A 17,874-nucleotide genomic window follows, 5' to 3' on the forward strand; every position below is an offset into this window, starting at 1 on the left:
GCTCCTTAAATCGAAAGTTTATCAATGCGTTTACCACCAACAAATAAGTTAATTACCGCACGGGTACCAACGATGGCTGTAAACATTGAAGTTAAAATACCAATCGCAAGTGTCACTGCAAAGCCCGCAATCGGACCAGTGCCCACTGCAAACAGTATAATGGCAGCAATTAGTGTCGTGATGTTGGCATCAAATATAGTGCTAAATGCGCTATCGTAACCAAAATGAATCGCTTGTTGAGGGCTACGGCCATCGGCCAGCTCTTCACGAATACGTTCAAAAATAAGTACGTTAGCATCAACCGCCATACCTACCGTTAATACAATCCCGGCAATACCTGGTAGCGTAAGTGTAGCGCCCGGAATTAAAGACATAACACCTACAATTAGTACTAAGTTAGCCGCAAGCGCAAGATTTGCAACCATACCAAAACCTTTGTAGTACACAAGCATAAACACAAGTACAAACGCAAAACCAAGTGCAACCGCAGTCATACCCGCTTCAATATTTTCTTGTCCTAAGCTTGGACCTACTGTGCGCTCTTCAACAATTTGAATTGGCGCTACAAGTGCACCAGCACGAAGTAGTAAGCTTAAGTTATGTGCTTCTGCTGGGTTATCAATGCCGGTAATACGGAACGAGCGATCAAGACGGGCTTGAATCGTTGCTACGTTAATAACTTCTTCAACCTTAATAGGCGGAAGCGCTTTACCGTCTGCATCTTTTTTACCTGATGGCTTGTACTCAATAAATACCGTTGCCATACGCTTACCAATAGCACGCTTGGTAAAGGCATTCATTTTTGCCCCACCTTTGCTATCTAGCGTAATACTTACTTGCGGACGTTGGTATTCATCAGCGCCAGATTGCGCGCCCGTAATATGGCTGCCCTCTAAAATAATACGCTTTTTAAGTACAACAGGGTAACCGTCGCGGCTCATGATCATTTCAGTACCCGCTGGGATACGACCTTGGGCAGCAGCGCTAATATCTGCGTTTTCGTCTACTTCACGAAATTCAAGTGTTGCTGTCGCGCCTAAAATTTCTTTAGCACGTGCAGTATCTTGAATACCTGGTAGTTGAACAATAATACGCTCAGCGCCTTGGCGTTGTACGTTAGGCTCTGCAACACCAATTTGGTTGATACGGTTGCGAATAATCGTTTCATTTTGCTTGATAGCGTAGTCACGAATTTCTTTGAGTTTTTGCTCACTCATTGTCGCAAAAAATGCTTTATCGTTACTGCTGTCATCAATGTAGACATTTAGCGGGTAGCGAGTTTCTAAGAAACTCTCTGCAGCATTTTTGTCTTCTTCGGTACGCATTTCTACACGCATACGATCGGAGCCTGCTACGCGGCGAACACTACGATAACGTAGTTTTTCTTCGCGCAGGTCACTGCGAAAATCTTGTTCCATTTGCTCAAGCTGGTTATCAACCGCTGTTGCCATGTCGATTTCCATGGTGAAATGTACGCCACCACTTAAATCAAGACCTAGCTTCATAGGGTTACCACCAACCGCTTTTAACCAAGCTGGTTGAGCAGGTGCCATATTAATAGCAGAAATGTAATCATCGCTCAGCGAATCACGAAGTAAGTCATGCGCTTTAAGTTGCTCTTCAACATTTTTTAAACGAACTAAAATTTGTCCATCTTCAAGTATTGTCGATTTAGCGGTTACATTATTTGTTTTAAGGATTGCGTTTACTTTGTCTACAACACTGAGATCGACATCAGCGCCTTTAGCACCTGAAACTTGTATGGCCGGATCGCGACCATACAAGTTTGGAGAGGCATATAAAAGGCCAATGGCTACCACAGCTAAAACAAGTAAATACTTCCAAACTGGAAACTTGTTTAACACGGGGTCGTCCTTATTATTTTTATAGCGACTTCATTGTGCCTTTTGGCAATACTGCAGATACTGCAGATTTTTGTACTGTAACTTCTGCTTGCTCGTTTAAAGAGATAACGATGAAATCTTTCTCTTCAGAAATTTTCACAATTTTACCCACTAAACCGCCTTGGGTAAGTACTTCATCACCTTTAGCCATCATACTCATTAAGCTTTTGTGCTCTTTAACGCGCTTAGCTTGTGGGCGGTAGATTAAAAAGTAAAAAACCAAACCGAAAATAGCTAACATTATTAGCATTTCCCAACCACCGCCTGCCGCAGGTTGACCAGCTGCTGCGTGTGCATTTGAAATAAATAAACTCATGATACTTCCTCTTTAATTTTAAAGTTTAATTTTTTATATCTGCTAACTCTGGCACATCTTGGCCTCGGCGAGCATAAAAATCTTGTACAAATTCTTCTAATTTACCTTCGCTAATTGCATTACGTAAACCTTCCATAACACGTTGATAGTAACGTAAGTTATGAATTGTGTTTAGTCGCGCACCTAAAATTTCGTTACATTTATCAAGGTGATGCAAATAAGCTCGTGAATAGTTTTTACACGTATGGCAATCACACTCAGGGTCAAGTGGCCCTGTATCTGTTTTATGCACTGCGTTACGTATTTTTACTACACCCGTGGTAATAAATAAATGGCCGTTACGCGCATTACGTGTTGGCATAACACAGTCAAACATATCAATACCACGGCGAACCGACTCAACTAAGTCTTCTGGCTTGCCTACACCCATAAGGTAACGAGGCTTGTCTTCTGGCATTTTAAACGCACAATGATCAAGGATATTCATCATTTCGTTTTTAGGCTCACCTACTGATAGGCCGCCTAATGCATAACCGTCAAAACCAATTTCTTCAAGACCAGCTTGTGATTGTGCACGTAATTCTGGGTACATACCACCTTGGATAATACCAAATAAAGCAGATGGATTATCGCCATGCCCTTCTTTTGAGCGCTTAGCCCAACGAAGAGATAACTCCATAGAATCTTTAGCTTCTTTTTCAGTCGCTGGGTATGGCGTACACTCGTCAAAAATCATAACGATGTCTGAACCTAAGTCACGCTGTACTTCCATCGACTTTTCAGGCGACATCATAATTTCATCACCATTTACTGGAGATTGAAATAAAACGCCTTCTTCAGTGATTTTGCGCATTGCGCCTAAGCTAAATACTTGAAAACCGCCTGAGTCAGTTAAAATTGGGAAGTCCCAATTCATAAAGTCGTGTAAATCACCATGTTGTTTAATGATCTCAGTACCTGGGCGAAGCATTAAATGAAAGGTATTACCTAAACATATTTGCGCACCAGTGGCTTTAACTTCATCTGGCGTCATACCTTTTACAGTACCGTAAGTACCAACAGGCATAAAAGCAGGTGTTTCTATTACACCACGGTCAAAAATTAAGCGGCCGCGGCGCGCTTTTCCGTCAGTACAATCTAATTCAAATTTCATATCATCCTCAATGTCGGAAAAACAGTCCAACAAGCTATAATTTAACCGCCTGATTCTACCCTTTTTGCCTCACTAATACTATTAGCTGCGATAAATTCAGTTTTGCCAATTGCCGCAAACAAAAACCCCAGCAACTAAGCTGGGGGTTTTAATATATTCTACTGAGTATTAAACAATATTTTGTTACTTACGTGTTAAAAACATGGCGTCGCCATAACTAAAAAAGCGGTACTGCTGCTCTATTGCAGTATTGTAAGCGCCCATAATATTGTCTTGGCCGCTAAATGCGCTGACTAACATTATAAGCGTTGATTCTGGTAAGTGAAAATTTGTGACCATGGCATCAACAACATTAAATTGATAACCCGGAAAAATAAATATATCGGTATCACCAAAATACGTATCTAACTTGCCGCCGTGAACTTTAGCAGCCGACTCTAATGAGCGAACTGAAGTTGTGCCTACCGCAATTACACGCCCACCATTTGCTTTAGTTTGCGCAACAGCTGCAACTACGTCATCAGGTACTTCTATGTATTCTGAGTGCATTACATGCTCATCAACACTATCAACTCGTACCGGCTGAAAAGTACCAGCGCCAACGTGTAGCGTAACAAAAGCCATGTTTACACCTTTACCTTTGAGTGCTGTCATTAACTTATCGTCAAAATGTAGACCTGCAGTTGGTGCTGCAACTGCACCTGGTTTTTCACCATAAACAGTTTGATAACGCTCACGGTCAGCATCGGTATCAGGTCGGTCAATATAAGGAGGCAGTGGCATATGGCCAATATCATTAAGTATATCTAACACGTTTTGGCTATGATCGAACTCAAGCTCAAATAAAGTATCGTGGCGTGCAACCATTATTGCCTTGGCTTTGCCTTCTAAAATAACTTCGTTACCGACCTTAAGCGACTTACTTGCCCGTACATGCGCAAGTACGCGATGCTCATCTAATACCCGCTCTACAAGTACTTCAACTTTTCCGCCTGAAGCTTTTTGACCAAACATACGTGCTGGAATAACGCGTGTATTGTTAAAGACCAATAAATCGCCTTCGTTTACTAAATCAAGTATATCGCTAAACACTTTATGTTCTAAAGTTCCGCTTGGGCCATCTAAAGTGAGTAGACGGCTGCTGGTTCTGTCCGCTTTAGGAAAACGAGCTATTAATTCATCAGGTAAGTCAAAGCTAAAGTCAGCCACGCGCATAATTAGTAATCCACATCATTTAAAATCGCGCCAAGTGTATATGTATCGGATATTAAGCTCAAGAAATCAGCCAAACTTATAATGTCTGTTTGCGTGTTTGCCATTAAATTCTCTTGTTCTTATGGTTAAATGTCACTATTCTTGTTCGGCTAAATTATTATAAGTTATATTAGGGGTGTTCAACTCGTGCCAAACCAGCTTAAATTGCTAATATTAAACGCAAGTAGTGCTGAACGTCGCGCGATTAAGGGCACTTTAGATAGCTTAAATGTATTTACCTTTATTGATGCCCAAGACAGCCAACAAGCTTTAAAGCTTTTAAAACAACACCCTGTTGATATTATAATAACGGGCATTAATGTTGGTAAAATTGATGGCTGGCGCTTTTCTAGGATGATCCGCTCAGGATTATTAAAAACACCAAAAAACACACCAATCTTACTTATTCCGCCAATTTACTGTGAGCGGATTGCCGAAACAACAGCCCGAAGCTATGGGATAGATGCTGTACTACCGTTTGAGCACAAAGATATGCTCCCTCAAGTACTTGCGAATGTTTTATCTACTCACTTAGAAAAAAGTAGCCGGCTAAACTTATTATTATTAGAGCCACTTCAAAATACGGCCGACAAAATAAGTGAACAGTTAAAGTTAAACTTTGCTATCACTCACGTAACTTCAGCTAAAGCGGCACTTAACGCTTATAACCAACAGCAGTTTTCAATTGTGCTACTCGATGCCACTACATCAAGTGCAGAGAGCTCGAGTGTACTCGTTGAAGAAATCCTCCAGCACAATTCTAAACAAGCTATTGTTACAATTATAGAAAGTGACGATGCCGATTACGCTGAGCAGCTTTTGCTTTCGGGTGTTACCGACTTTATTAGAGCCCCTTACGATCCTTCATTTTTAAACAAAGTGTGTGACCACGCCGCACGGCGTGAAGATTTTATGGTGAGTTATGCTGAATTTGCTTACAAAGTAGAACAATTAAGCGTGAGCGAAGTGCGTTACAAAGAGTTATTTTCAGCTCATCAGCGTATTTTATTGCACTTAAATACAGTTGTTTTAGAGCTCGATCAGCAAGGTAATATTCGTTTTATTAACCCCGCATGGGAAACATTAAGCGGTTTTGGTGTTAAATCATCACTACAAAACCCATTAAGCGCTTATTGTAATAACGAAGATAAAGGAAGGCTTGACTACACTATCAACGATATTTTACATGGTGGCGAGCAACAGCAACAAATAGAAGTAAAGTTAACCCACAAAAATGGCAATTTAATTTGGATTGAATGCAGATTGCAGCTAATAAAAAATAGTCGTAATAACGCGACTATAACCGCAACTATCGACAATATACACGAACGAAAGCAAGCTGAGATTCAACTACGTCATTTAGCACACCATGACCCATTAACTGGTTTACATAATCGTTATTATTTTGATCAACAGCTTAATAAAATATGCCAAGATAAATACACCTATGATGGCATAGAGCATGCTGTTATTTATATTGACCTCGATCACTTTAAAATAATAAACGACAGTAAAGGCCATCATCAGGGCGATATAGTTTTAAAAGAAGTGGCGCAATTATTTAAAGCAAATATTGGCGACGATCACCTGGTATGCAGAATTGGTGGGGATGAATTTGCAGTCATACTTACTAATATGAATTTACTGGATGCACACCTTATTGCAGAAGGTGTGTGTAGTGCGATAGAAAAACATGCTTTTAAATCAGAAGATCAGATATACACTATTAGCTGCTCTATTGGTTTAACTCAAATCACGACACAAAATAACGACCCTAATGAGTGTTTAAAACAAGCCGATATTGCTTTGTATATTGCCAAAAACCTAGGGCGTAACTTAGTACATTGCTATTCAAAAGAAGATGCTCAAAACAATACACTACAAACAGGGCTTGAATGGGGCCACGAAATTCGCCAAGCACTACAGCAAGATAATATTGAACTACATTACCAACCTATTTGGGATTTTAAAGAGTGTAAAGTTGCTTATTTTGAAGCGCTTTTACGCTTAAAACTAAAAGGTGAACTCGTATACCCAAACCAGTTTATTCCCTCTTTAGAAATGCTTAACGACACATTTTTGATGGATCAATGCGTTATACGTAATGCTATTGCTTGTGTATCTAAGCACCCAGAGTTAAACCAAGTTGCTATTAATTTGTCAGCACAATCGTTCTTAGATGAACGCTTATTGCCATTAATTGAATCAAACCTTGAAAAGTATAACGTGCCTGCTTCGCGGATAATTTTTGAAATAACTGAATCTGCGAGTATTAATAACCTAAAGGCCACTCGTAAAATGATTGAGAAGCTTAATAGCTTAGGCTGTCATTTTTCTATCGATGATTTTGGAACTGGATTTAGTACATTTAATTATTTAAAACAGCTACCAGCACAGCATGTGAAAATTGACGGCTCATTTGTCAGTGATATGCTCAATGACCCTATAGATTTAGCGTTAGTAAAAGCAATAAATGATATTAGTCGGTCTCTCGATAAGCGCTCTGTAGCTGAGTACGTTGAAAACGAAGAGATATTTTTTGCACTAAAAGAAATTGGTGTTGATTATGGGCAAGGCTACTTTATTGCACGCCCAATACCTGTTGAAAAAGTAAAAGATGAACTCGAAAAAATTTCTAAAAATAAAACGTTTTACCAACAACAAGCTAGCCCAAAATAAACAAAATTAAACAATTTTAATCATTTTATTACTACCAATATTACCTTTCTTGCCTATACTTTCAGCATCAAATAAAAAATGTCGTGACTTTTCATGTATTTCACTTTAAAAACATGACATTACCTTTTGGCGGCGTAGTACCGATATTTATAGTGGGTTTCAAAGCTATTTAAGCTTTTAAGGAAGAAGGTATGACACAACTAGTTATGTTATTACTGATTATACATTTTGCAATCGCGTATCAGTGCTACCGCTACGCGAATATTAAAGGCTACCCAGTTAAGGTTTTTACTGTATTAGGCTGCGTGCCTTACTTTAACTTGGTGGTATGGATTTATTTATTATTTTTACCTGAACTTGAGCCTTTTGAAAGTCATCTTCAAAATCAAAAGCAGCCTTTGTAGGCTGCTTTAGTTCACTTATTATTCTGCTTTAGAAAAATCTAAACTACATTGACGCTTTAAAAACACCTCAAGCTGTTGACTAAATAGCCTAAAGTCTCGAATTCGGCCCGTAGTTTTACGCCACAAGATACCAATATCTCTATATGCATCACTTTGTGATGGTGTAGCCACCATATTTTTATTATCTAAAATACCCGCATTAATCGCCATCTGTGGTAAAAAAGTCACCCCGAGCTGATGCTCAACCATGCTTAATAGAGTATGTAAGCTTGCAGCTTCAAATGGGTTAATACAACTGGCACGGTTTAAATGACATGCACTAAGCGCATGGCCCGTCATGCAGTGCTCGCGCTCTAATAAGAATACGCTAGCCTCTGGTAATAGATTAAAGTCGACTACGCCCTTTGCAGCGCTGTAATCCTTATGGTGCACTAAACTAAACTGATCTTTTGCCAATACTTGTGTATGAAATTTATCTGTTTCGTACGGCAGTGCAAGTAGCGCTAAATCAATATGCCCATGTTCAAGTTTATCCAGTAGCTTGTCACTCGTATCTTCAATTAATACCAGCTCTAAATCACAAAAGGTTTCTTTACAAAAATGATAAAGCGGAGCCGCTATAAAGCTTGCAATTGTAGGTATAACACCCACAGTCAGCTTACCACTTAGTGGTGTTAAAAAGCTTTTTGTAAGCTCTTTTAAACTAATTGTATCGTTAATTATTTTACGAGAACGCTCAACAACTTCTTCACCAATACTGGTAAACATCAGGCTGCGATTTTCACGCTCAATTAGCTGACAGCCTAGTGTTTCTTCAAGATTTTGAATAGCGCTACTTAAAGTAGATTGTCCTATAAAGCAGGCACTAGCGGCTCTGCCAAAGTGCTGATGTTGATGAACAGCTAATAAATACTGTAGTTGTTTAATACTTGGAAGGTTAGTCATTTTTTCTTTCCACAAATAAAAAGACCCCAACACCTAGGGCATTGAGATCTTTTCAAGCTAAAAGTCTTTGAGTACTTTTTTATTAAACCCCAAATGCGGTTCTTAGTACGTAGAAAATAACAATAGCAAGGGCAGCGCCAACTGGCAATGTAATTACCCAAGAAACTACAATGTTTCTGATAACACCCATGTTAAGCGCGCCAATTCCACGTGCCATACCTACACCTAATACCGCACCCACTAAGGTTTGAGTAGTAGAGATTGGCATACCAGTACCTGAGGCAATAACAACGGTAGAAGCAGCAGCTAGTTCAGCAGCAAAACCACGGCTAGGTGTTAAATGTGTAATACCTTCACCAATTGTTTTGATTACTTTTTTGCCTAAAATAGCAAGACCAGCAACAATACCAAAACCACCTAGAGGTAGAATCCACCAAGCAATAGCTGCTTTTTTAGCAATTTCACCATTGTTTTCAACAATGTTTACAACTGCTGCTAGTGGACCAATTGCATTAGCAACATCATTAGAACCATGTGCAAATGCCATACAACATGCTGTAAGTACCATAAGAACAGCAAATACTTTTTCAACATTGTTGAACTGCATTTGTTTATCTGCTTTTGGATCAATATTTAAGCGAGATATGGCAATTTTACCAATCACAGCAACAACTATTGCAACACCTACTGACAGTGCATAGCCTTCAGCTGAGCCTAGGTCTATACCAACGTGCTTCAAGCCCTTTTTAATTGTAACCAGTGCCATGATAAAACCGGCTAAGCCCATATAAAGAGGGACATAACGTTTAGCATTTTTTAGTGGTGCATCTGTATTAAAAATAAGTTTTTGTGCACTCATGAATATTAAGTATGCAATAAAGCCTGATATGGCAGGTGTTATAATCCAACTACCTACAATACCACCTACTTTATCCCATTGAATCGCCTCAGTACCTACTGCAACTAACGCAAAACCTATGATTGCACCAATGATTGAGTGAGTTGTAGATACAGGCCAACCTAAGAACGAGGCCATTAATAACCAAGCACCGGCTGCAAATAAAGACGAAATCATACCCAGAACCATTAATTCCGGAATATCTGCAAATGGTGCTGCATCAATAATTCCTTTACGAATTGTTGATGTAACCTCACCACCTGCTAAATAGGCGCCTGCAAATTCAAAAATCATCGCTATAAAAATAGCTTGTTTGATTGTTAGCGCTTTTGAACCTACAGATGTACCCATGGCGTTCGCTACGTCGTTCGCGCCAATACCATAAGCCATAAAAAAGCCGACTGCTGCGGCAATTAAAATTAATACCGTGCCGTAAGATGCAATGATATCCATTGTAAAACCTTAATCTTTCGTGTTTGAACTGATTTTAAATTAACGAGCTAACATCAGCTCAAGACGTGATCCTACGCGCTCTGCAATATCTGCAAGCTCGCCAACCCATTCAATGATTTTGTACAAAAACATAACATCAATTGGATTTAACTCACCCTCTACATCACGTAGCTGGCGGCGTACTTTTATCTGCATTTCGTCCGTGTCTTGTTCTATGGCATCCAATTCAACTAACATTTTTTCTACTAAGGTGACTTCTCGACCTTTAAAACCCGTTTCTAGCAATTCTTCTAATTCGTTAATTGCTTTAGATGCTTGTTTAGTCGCATCTACACAACGGGTTAAGTAAGCTAAGAAATCAGCTTGCATAACTTTTGGAATGGTCATTTCACGACCAATCACTCGCCCTGCAATATCTTTTGCTTTATTGGCAATTTTATCTTGTTGAGTTACTAATTCGAGAAGATCTGTACGCTCTACCGGCATGAATAAACCACGTGGCAATTGTAAGCGTATATCTCTTTTCATATCATCAGCTTCACGTTCTAAATTGCGAATAGTGATGCGAAGCTCTTCAGCTTGTACCCACTCTTCTTTAAATACGTGATTAAAAAAAGGTATCAAAGCTTTACTTGCTTGATGAACCTTCTTGATGTGTTCTTCCATTGGTTTGATAGGAGATTTTGCAAATACTCCTAAAAACGCGTTTGTAGGCATAACTGACCCTTTAATCAAATTGATATGCTTTGCAGCATGAATTTTACAGTATTAACCAAGATTGTGAACGCTTTTTATTACTTCACTAAGGCTTGCAATGCACAAAGCGGCACTAAGCCGCTTTAATAAAAAAGAAAAATAGGTAAAAAATTATAGCGATTTTTCTATATCTTCTTGAGATGTATGACGAATATCTTTGCCATTTACAAAATAAATAATGTATTCCGCAATATTTTGACAGCGATCCCCTATGCGCTCTAATGAACGAACAGACCAAACTAAGTCCATAATTTTAGGGATTGAGCGTGGATCTTCCATCATATAAGTCATTATTTGACGTGTGATAGCTTCATATTCACGGTCAACTTTTGCATCTTCTTTATGTACTTGAAATGCGCGCTGCACATCCATACGTGCAAATGCGTCTAGTACATCATGTAACATCTTTAGAACTTGGCGGCCCATATTCTCAATATTTACTAGCAAGTCTTGTTGATCTTTAGTAAATGAGTCTAGTGCAACTTTAGCAATTCGCTCAGCTTCATCGCCAATACGTTCTAAATCTGCAATAGTTTTTGCAATTGCAATCACTAAACGTAAGTCACTTGCTGCAGGCTGACGACGAGCAATGATACGCGTACATTCTTCATCAATGCTGACTTCCATTGCATTTACTTTGTAATCGTTCTGACGTACCTTTTGAGCAAGCTCAGCATCGTTACGACTCACCGCATCAAGCGCGCTATTTAATTGCTGCTCAACTAAGCCACCCATACTCAATACATGGTTACGTACATTTTCTAGTTCTTGGTTAAAGCGACCAGAAATATGCTTATTAATATTATGTTCCATAGTTACCTTCTCTCTTAATCTTGTACAACACGCTATAACGGGCTAATTAACCGTAACGACCGGTAATGTAATCTTCAGTCTTTTTCTTCGTTGGTGTAGTAAATAAGGTATTTGTGTCTGAGTATTCAATCAATTCGCCCATATACATAAAGGCTGTTTGATCAGATACACGCGCTGCTTGTTGCATGTTGTGCGTAACAATAACAACGGTAAATTTGTTTTTTAAATCGTTTATTAGCTCTTCGATTACCAAAGTAGAAATAGGGTCGAGTGCTGATGTTGGTTCATCAAGTAAAAGTACCTCAGGCTCAATTGCAATTGAGCGAGCTATAACTAAACGTTGTTGCTGACCACCCGATAAGCCAAACGCGCTATCGTGCAATCTATCTTTTACTTCATCCCACAAAGCAGCACCACGAAGTGATTGCTCTACTACTTCATCTAATTTACGTTTCTCTTTAATGCCTTGTAAGCGCAGGCCATAAACTACATTTTCATAAATTGATTTAGGAAATGGATTAGGGCGCTGAAACACCATGCCTACATTACGACGAAGTGCTGCTACATCTACGCTCTTATCGTAAATATTTTGACCATGGAGTAATATTTCACCTTCAATACGGCAAATATCAACCAAATCATTCATGCGATTAATACAACGCAGTAATGTTGATTTACCACACCCAGACGGCCCGATAAACGCAGTTACTTGGCCTTTAGGAATGTTCATATTAACTTTATTAAGCGCCTGCTTATCACCGTAGTAAAGATCGAGGTCTTTAATCTCTAGCGCTTTTTGATCATCCGTTAAATTTTCTAGGTCTAACTTTTGACCAATATTAGCTTGGTTTACTTGTGGAGCGACTGTAATCATTTTTGTTACCTATAAAATCTTTACTAATTAGTGTTCAAGCGATCTGAATTTTTCACGTAAATGGTTACGTATACCAATGGCCGTTATGTTTAGGGTAATAATCACCGACACCAATAAAAAGGCAGTGGCGTATACCAGCGGACGTGCCGCTTCAACATTAGGGCTTTGGAAGCCAACATCGTATATATGAAAGCCTAAGTGCATGAACTTTCTATCTAAGTGAAAATACGGGAAGTTACCATCAAGTGGTAATGTAGGGGCCATTTTTACAACGCCTACTAACATTAATGGTGCAACTTCACCTGCAGCACGCGCTACTGCCAGTATTAAACCAGTCATAATTGCAGGGCTTGCCATTGGAATAATTATGCGCCATAACGTTTCAACCTTTGTTGCGCCAAGCGCTAGCGAACCGTCACGTACGGTACTTGGAATACGAGATAAGCCCTCTTCAGTCGATACAATAACAACTGGCAAAGTTAATATAGCAAGCGTTAACGCCGACCACATTACACCTGGCGTACCAAATACTGGCGTTGGTGCCGCTTCAGGGTAAAATAATTGGTCTAAGCTACCACCTAACATGTATACAAAAAAGCCGAGGCCAAATACACCGTACACAATTGAAGGCACACCGGCCAAGTTAATCACCGCAATACGAATCATCTTAGTGACTGCATTTTTAGCGGCATACTCGTGTAAGTAAATTGCAGCAACAACACCAAACGGCGTCACTATTACAGCCATCAGCATAACCATAAACACAGTACCAAATATAGCAGGGAAAACACCGCCCTCTGTATTTGCTTCACGTGGGTCATCAGATACAAACTTACCTAGCTGTACAAAGTAGTGCCCTAGCTTTGCAAAAAAGCCCATATCATTTGGAAACCAAACATCAAGTACTTGATACATTGGAATCGTAACTACTTCACCGCGCATATCTTTTACAGTTACGTGGTCACGTTTAGCTTGTTTACGTAGTGCAAATAAATCTTTTTCAAGTACACCATACTGCGCACGTAATTCAGCACGCTCTTGAGCAAGCTCAGCAACACGTTCATCAGTGAGTGCGTTATCTAGTAAGTAGCCCTTTTCTTTTAAACGAAGACGCTCAAGCTCATAGTTAATATGCCCAATGTCACCATTTTGTAAATCAAGTGCTTCGTCGTTTAAATCCACGGCACGCTCTACAAGTTCATGTAGAGCTTCAATTTTATCGCCTTCGACTGGTTTACCATCTTTAATTACACTTTCAACATAACCATAAAAATTACCGTTTTTACTACGCTCAAATACAGCAAGCGTTGCAGGCGTTGTTTTATTTTTAATGTCGGTTTCTAATATCCAACGAAAGTCTAAATCTACATACTCACGATTACCTGTTTTAATAAGTAAGCGCTCTATTTCTTCTTTTTCAAATCCGCTAACGTCAATACCTGTCGCGGCTAAACGCGTTTTTGGTACTAATTCACGGTCATAAACTTCGCCAATAACGGTTTGTTTTGAAATTGACCCTTCAAGTTCAAACTGCACAACTTCTGAAGGCCAGAAAAAACTTAATCCTTTCCAAGCTATCATTGCTAATAAGCCTAGAACTGAAATTAAACTGATGCTCACTGCACCACCGGTCATCCAAATCCAAGGAGAACCAGACTTAAACCACTGCTTTACCATGTCATGTCTCTCCGCTTACATTGAGCTATATTTTTCACGCAGTTGCTGGCGAACAAATTCAGCGACTGTGTTAAAAATGAATGTGAATATGAATAGTACAAAGGCCGCTAAGAACAATATTCTGTAATGCGAACTACCTACTTCTGACTCAGGCATTTCAACTGCAATATTTGCTGCAAGCGTACGCATACCTTGGAAGATGCTCCAATCCATAATTGGTGTATTACCCGTTGCCATAAGTACAATCATGGTTTCGCCAACGGCGCGGCCAAGTCCCATCATTACCGCAGAGAAAATACCAGGGCTTGCTGTTAGTAATACAACACGTATTAGTGTTTGCCACTGTGTTGCACCTAATGCTAATGAGCCATTTGATAAATGCTTTGGAACACTAAATACGGCGTCTTCTGCAATTGAGAATATAGTTGGAATAACTGCAAACCCCATCGCAATACCTACAACAAGCGAGTTACGTTGATCGAATGTCATGCCCAGCTCATTTGTTAAGTACTGACGTACATTGCCGTCAAACATCCAAAGCTCAACAAATTCACTCATCGCAAACGAAAACCAGCCAATAAGTAAAACGACCGGAATAAGGATAATTGAATGAGATCCTTCAGGAATTCGATGACGAATTTTGGTTGGTAATTTAGTCCAAGCTAAACCTGTCGCTAACATACCTAAAGGTAATAATATGAGTAACCCAACAATTGCAGGTAAGTGCTCTTCTATCAATGGAGCTAACCAAAGACCGGCTAAAAAACCTAAAATAACGGTGGGTAATGCTTCCATTATTTCAACAGTAGGCTTAACTACCTTACGTAATTTACTCGACATAAAGTATGCCGTGTAAATTGCCGCCGAAAGCGCAATAGGCACAGCAAATAACATCGCATAAAGGGCTGCTTTTAATGTGCCAAACGAAATTGGCACTAATGAAAACTTAGATTCAAAGTCATCACTGGCTGATGTTGACTGCCATATATAACCTGGCTCTGGGTAACCTTCGTACCACACTTCTTGCCAAAGCGCTGACCAAGTAACTTCTGGATGCTCGTTATGTATTTCTAATACTGTTAGTTTGTTATCCGCTAAAATTAATGCAGCATTTGAACGCGGTGAAATTGCAAAGTTTTGTATTGCGCCTTCACTTACTTTACCTTGCCATAATTTTGCTTCGCTTGTTGTGTAGTACACCCCAAGCTCACCGTTACTGCTGGTCGTAAAAAAAGTACGACGGTAGAACTCTGTAAATACATTTAATTTACTTTGCTTAGTCGTTTCAAATGAACGTATTTTTTGATATTCGCGGCCAGTGTCAGTGTTAACTTCAAACCACTGCGAAACTTCGCCGTTATCATTTGCAAGCATTAATGAGTTTGCACCTGCTAGTAATTGTGCAGATACAATATTGGCATTTTCTTCGTTAGCTGAAAGTAGCTGAATTTGCTCTACATCACTTGGGTCACGTGTATCGTATACATAAACTTGATTAGCAGAACGTACAAAAGTACGGGTTGTATCTGGCGACATTAATAGCTCATCTACACGCCCTTCAACATCTAGCTCTGTGCGCTCAACAACCCACTCAACTTCGCCAGTAAACATATTCTCTTCAGCAACAAAACTGCTAAACAGCACCCGTTTGTCTTCTGTAAGTGCGACAACGGCTGTTCTGTCTTCATAGTGGCTAAATGCAAAGCGTTTAATAGCTGCGCCTTGTTCATCTACTTCCAGAGCCATTTCCCCAAGAGGAAAGTCTAAACGAGGCGTTAATTTACGCTCGTTATTAGGAAAGGTGACCAAAAATTTAGGTGCTACGACCATTACAGTGCCATCTTTTAAACCAAACGCATAATGCCCTTGAAAAGGCGCGCTAGTTGCAAAGCTTGTTGCATCACTTGGTAGCTCGGCGTTTAATGTTTTAAGCTTTTTACCAAAGCTGCCATCTTGCACACTGTAAAAATCAACCTGCCCTTGCTGACTTAATAAATAAGCAACTTCAGTTTGCTCTTCTACACCAAGGCCTGCTATTTGCTGCGAATTAGCGACCTGAAAGCTATCGCGTTTTTCTACTTTTGCTGATTCAAAAATTGGCTGTACTACATAAAGAAGGTAAAAGAATATTAATAGCAGTGCTACCAATACCATTATCCCACCTGCGGTTATACCAAATTTGGCAAACCGATCTTTAAATAGACGGCTTCGATCCGTATTAAAAGTCGGTTTATTCGGATTTGAAGTCATCAAAACACCCTTAAATCTTAACGTTGTATAAATTATATTTCATCAAGATGACAGTAATGTTACAGCAGTAATAATAAGCACGTTAAAACGGTTTTAAATAAAACTAGCGAAGAAAATCGCTAAATAAGTCTCATATAGATGATTTTTAAGTGAACTAAATTATAAAATAATTGGACAAAGCATTTATCGAGGTCAATACTAAAAGAGTACTTACTAAATAAGAATGACTATTAATACCACGTATAGTCAACACAACCATATTCATTTTTATTATTTTAAAATCAACGATTTATAAAAAGTGCAACAACACACAATTTAGATTAGACAATACACTTAATGCCTATGCATTTACTTTCTTTGGGCTTAAAAAGAGAATTATTTATGAAGCAGTTGGTTATAACTATTCTAGGGCAAGATCGCCCTGGTTTAGTAGAGAGTATCTCATCCGTCGTGTTACAAAATCATGGCAACTGGCTAAGCAGTAACTTAAGCCATTTATTAGGTCATTTTGCAGGTATTATTCAACTTGAAGTTGCTGAGGAACACTTTCAATCATTACAAAGCGCTTTAAATAAGTTACCTAAGTTAGACGTTCGAATTGAAACCGGAAACACAGAAATTGAACCATCAACATTAGAACAAATCAATCTGGTTATAACAGGTAACGATCGCCCAGGTATTGTTCAAGAGTTGGCGAGTGTAATACGCCACAAAGGCGCTAACATTACTCATTTAAATTCAAGGCAGCAAAGTGCGCCTAATTGGGGGGTGCCTATTTTTAGTGCTGTTGCTACCGTTACTTTACCCAATGGTATGAATAAAGATGAAGTTATTGAAGCATTGGAATCAATAACAAGTGATTTAATTGTAGATACAGAAGAAGTTTGACCTCCCTATGTGCGTGCCACACGTTGACACCCATATTATTCTAGCCAGTTTATCAAAGCCCTCTGCGGGTTATTTAACGCAGACATAAAATAAGCCGATGCAAGCATCGGCTATTTTAAATAGTTATCTTATAAAGCTACATATCCATATGACGATTCGTACTTTGCATCATTTGCTTTATACCTTGCTTTTCCAGCTCTAGTATTTGTTGCAGCTTTTCTTGGCCACTTTGAGTTTCAGCGCGCTCAAGTAAGTATTCGTATAATTCAATTACCTTTTGATGCTGCTCTGATAAGTAAGCTTGAATAACTTTCTCATCAAATTGCTGGTCTTTACTAATGTCTTCGAAAGTAATTAGCTCAGGATTTTTAGCAAAGTATTCATAACAGTACGTATCGAGCGTATTTATTTCGGTTATCGCTTTAAACCCGACTAAATCTTCAGCGAGTTTTTTTTCGTAATTTAGGTAGTAGTCCACCAGCATTGCATTATGTTCATCGAGTAAATCCTTTACGCTATGAAAATTAGCCGCCATTTGCGTATGAAACAAAACGGTCCAATCGTATACCTCTTTAATTGTTTTAACTTGCATGTGCATTCCTTACTTAGT

General features: G+C 39.2%; 15 protein-coding genes. 3 read left to right on the top strand and 12 right to left on the bottom strand.

Annotated features, from left to right (window positions below; all coding sequences use genetic code 11):
• Window positions 1-5 precede the first annotated feature (5 nt).
• From secD to queA, 4 genes are all read right to left on the bottom strand, one after another.
• On the bottom strand, window positions 6-1,865 hold the full coding sequence (gene secD / locus JG479_RS14640; RefSeq protein ID WP_002957829.1) for a protein translocase subunit SecD: 1,860 nt from the start codon (window positions 1,863-1,865) through the stop codon (window positions 6-8).
• Between the two features lie 19 nt (window positions 1,866-1,884).
• The gene (gene yajC, locus JG479_RS14645; RefSeq protein ID WP_002957830.1) at window positions 1,885-2,220 is read right to left on the bottom strand and encodes a preprotein translocase subunit YajC; all 336 of its coding nucleotides are present in this window, start codon (window positions 2,218-2,220) and stop codon (window positions 1,885-1,887) included.
• Window positions 2,221-2,245: 25 nt separating this feature from the next.
• Window positions 2,246-3,373, bottom strand: coding sequence for a tRNA guanosine(34) transglycosylase Tgt (gene tgt / locus JG479_RS14650; protein WP_002957831.1), 1,128 nt, complete (start codon window positions 3,371-3,373; stop codon window positions 2,246-2,248).
• 183 nt (window positions 3,374-3,556) lie between these two features.
• A complete protein-coding gene (queA, locus tag JG479_RS14655; RefSeq protein WP_039489073.1) occupies window positions 3,557-4,588 on the bottom strand; it encodes a tRNA preQ1(34) S-adenosylmethionine ribosyltransferase-isomerase QueA in 1,032 nt (343 codons plus the stop codon).
• 186 nt (window positions 4,589-4,774) lie between these two features.
• Here queA and JG479_RS14660 point away from each other — a divergent pair, with 186 nt between their 5' ends.
• Window positions 4,775-7,306 (top strand): two-component system response regulator, encoded by a 2,532-nt coding sequence (locus JG479_RS14660; protein WP_200219568.1) that lies wholly within the window; start codon window positions 4,775-4,777, stop codon window positions 7,304-7,306.
• Between the two features lie 191 nt (window positions 7,307-7,497).
• Window positions 7,498-7,710 (top strand): hypothetical protein, encoded by a 213-nt coding sequence (locus tag JG479_RS14665; protein ID WP_002957835.1) that lies wholly within the window; start codon window positions 7,498-7,500, stop codon window positions 7,708-7,710.
• 18 nt (window positions 7,711-7,728) lie between these two features.
• Here the strand turns inward: JG479_RS14665 and JG479_RS14670 are convergent, their stop codons facing one another.
• From JG479_RS14670 to JG479_RS14700, 7 genes are all read right to left on the bottom strand, one after another.
• Complete coding sequence (locus tag JG479_RS14670; RefSeq protein ID WP_002957836.1) at window positions 7,729-8,655, bottom strand: hydrogen peroxide-inducible genes activator; 927 nt, start codon at window positions 8,653-8,655, stop codon at window positions 7,729-7,731.
• An 82-nt stretch (window positions 8,656-8,737) separates the two neighbouring features.
• Window positions 8,738-10,006, bottom strand: a complete 1,269-nt coding sequence (locus tag JG479_RS14675) for an inorganic phosphate transporter (RefSeq protein ID WP_024597536.1) — start codon at window positions 10,004-10,006, stop codon at window positions 8,738-8,740.
• 39 nt (window positions 10,007-10,045) lie between these two features.
• Window positions 10,046-10,723 (bottom strand): TIGR00153 family protein, encoded by a 678-nt coding sequence (locus JG479_RS14680; RefSeq protein ID WP_002957838.1) that lies wholly within the window; start codon window positions 10,721-10,723, stop codon window positions 10,046-10,048.
• A 150-nt stretch (window positions 10,724-10,873) separates the two neighbouring features.
• Entirely contained in the window at window positions 10,874-11,575 is a 702-nt protein-coding gene (gene phoU / locus JG479_RS14685; protein ID WP_007586465.1) for a phosphate signaling complex protein PhoU, read from the bottom strand.
• A 46-nt stretch (window positions 11,576-11,621) separates the two neighbouring features.
• Window positions 11,622-12,449 (bottom strand): phosphate ABC transporter ATP-binding protein PstB, encoded by an 828-nt coding sequence (pstB, locus tag JG479_RS14690; protein WP_002957840.1) that lies wholly within the window; start codon window positions 12,447-12,449, stop codon window positions 11,622-11,624.
• 27 nt (window positions 12,450-12,476) lie between these two features.
• On the bottom strand, window positions 12,477-14,126 hold the full coding sequence (pstA, locus tag JG479_RS14695; protein ID WP_002957841.1) for a phosphate ABC transporter permease PstA: 1,650 nt from the start codon (window positions 14,124-14,126) through the stop codon (window positions 12,477-12,479).
• A 15-nt stretch (window positions 14,127-14,141) separates the two neighbouring features.
• On the bottom strand, window positions 14,142-16,376 hold the full coding sequence (locus tag JG479_RS14700; RefSeq protein ID WP_033020494.1) for an ABC transporter permease subunit: 2,235 nt from the start codon (window positions 16,374-16,376) through the stop codon (window positions 14,142-14,144).
• 381 nt (window positions 16,377-16,757) lie between these two features.
• Here JG479_RS14700 and JG479_RS14705 point away from each other — a divergent pair, with 381 nt between their 5' ends.
• Window positions 16,758-17,264 (top strand): glycine cleavage system protein R, encoded by a 507-nt coding sequence (locus JG479_RS14705; RefSeq protein WP_002957843.1) that lies wholly within the window; start codon window positions 16,758-16,760, stop codon window positions 17,262-17,264.
• Window positions 17,265-17,400: 136 nt separating this feature from the next.
• On the opposite strand, the gene JG479_RS14710 is transcribed toward JG479_RS14705, so the two are convergent.
• Window positions 17,401-17,856, bottom strand: a complete 456-nt coding sequence (locus tag JG479_RS14710; RefSeq protein ID WP_002957844.1) for a hypothetical protein — start codon at window positions 17,854-17,856, stop codon at window positions 17,401-17,403.
• Between the last annotated feature and the right edge of the window lie 18 nt (window positions 17,857-17,874).

The sequence above is a fragment of the Pseudoalteromonas sp. LC2018020214 genome, from assembly GCF_016598755.1.
Lineage (GTDB): Bacteria > Pseudomonadota > Gammaproteobacteria > Enterobacterales > Alteromonadaceae > Pseudoalteromonas > Pseudoalteromonas distincta.

What these genes read in the sequence shown, in the direction of transcription:
- JG479_RS14675 (WP_024597536.1), bottom strand. Translation starts at nt 10,006, where the DNA reads ATGGATATCATTGCATCTTACGGCACGGTATTAATTTTAATTGCCGCA.
- JG479_RS14700 (WP_033020494.1), bottom strand. Translation starts at nt 16,376, where the DNA reads ATGACTTCAAATCCGAATAAACCGACTTTTAATACGGATCGAAGCCGT.
- JG479_RS14670 (WP_002957836.1), bottom strand. Translation starts at nt 8,655, where the DNA reads ATGACTAACCTTCCAAGTATTAAACAACTACAGTATTTATTAGCTGTT.
- pstB (WP_002957840.1), bottom strand. Translation starts at nt 12,449, where the DNA reads ATGATTACAGTCGCTCCACAAGTAAACCAAGCTAATATTGGTCAAAAG.
- queA (WP_039489073.1), bottom strand. Translation starts at nt 4,588, where the DNA reads ATGCGCGTGGCTGACTTTAGCTTTGACTTACCTGATGAATTAATAGCT.
- tgt (WP_002957831.1), bottom strand. Translation starts at nt 3,373, where the DNA reads ATGAAATTTGAATTAGATTGTACTGACGGAAAAGCGCGCCGCGGCCGC.
- phoU (WP_007586465.1), bottom strand. Translation starts at nt 11,575, where the DNA reads ATGGAACATAATATTAATAAGCATATTTCTGGTCGCTTTAACCAAGAA.
- JG479_RS14680 (WP_002957838.1), bottom strand. Translation starts at nt 10,723, where the DNA reads ATGCCTACAAACGCGTTTTTAGGAGTATTTGCAAAATCTCCTATCAAA.
- yajC (WP_002957830.1), bottom strand. Translation starts at nt 2,220, where the DNA reads ATGAGTTTATTTATTTCAAATGCACACGCAGCAGCTGGTCAACCTGCG.
- JG479_RS14705 (WP_002957843.1), top strand. Translation starts at nt 16,758, where the DNA reads ATGAAGCAGTTGGTTATAACTATTCTAGGGCAAGATCGCCCTGGTTTA.
- JG479_RS14710 (WP_002957844.1), bottom strand. Translation starts at nt 17,856, where the DNA reads ATGCAAGTTAAAACAATTAAAGAGGTATACGATTGGACCGTTTTGTTT.
- pstA (WP_002957841.1), bottom strand. Translation starts at nt 14,126, where the DNA reads ATGGTAAAGCAGTGGTTTAAGTCTGGTTCTCCTTGGATTTGGATGACC.
- JG479_RS14665 (WP_002957835.1), top strand. Translation starts at nt 7,498, where the DNA reads ATGACACAACTAGTTATGTTATTACTGATTATACATTTTGCAATCGCG.